The sequence below is a fragment of the Psychrobacter sp. TB55-MNA-CIBAN-0194 genome, assembly GCF_040309505.1.
GTDB lineage: Bacteria > Pseudomonadota > Gammaproteobacteria > Pseudomonadales > Moraxellaceae > Psychrobacter > Psychrobacter fozii.
In genome coordinates, this window is the sequence record NZ_JBEOOW010000580.1 from 1 (window position 1) to 251 (window position 251).

Consider the following 251-nt stretch of genomic DNA (forward strand, 5'->3'; position numbering starts at 1 on the left):
GTGCTGGTCAACGCTTGATGATAGCTGGTATGGACACGATCAGTTTCCGCATCTGCCACATTATCGAGCGCATCGGTATAGGTGCTTTTAAGCTTGGATAGCCCGCGATATTCTAATGTGATATCAACCAATGGGTGGTCAATCTTCGATAACACCGCTTCCCCAGTAGAGTATTGACCGGATTTGGTCTTTTTGCCACCCGGAACGCCCAGCTTGTCAAACAGCATTTCGCCAAGTTGCTTCGGTGAGCC

1 protein-coding gene is annotated in these 251 nt (G+C 49.4%); it reads right to left on the reverse strand.

Going from position 1 to position 251, the window contains the following annotated elements:
• The coding region (locus AAEY75_RS16350; RefSeq protein WP_352260207.1) for a DNA polymerase at window positions 1-251 on the reverse strand (251 nt) is incomplete at both ends.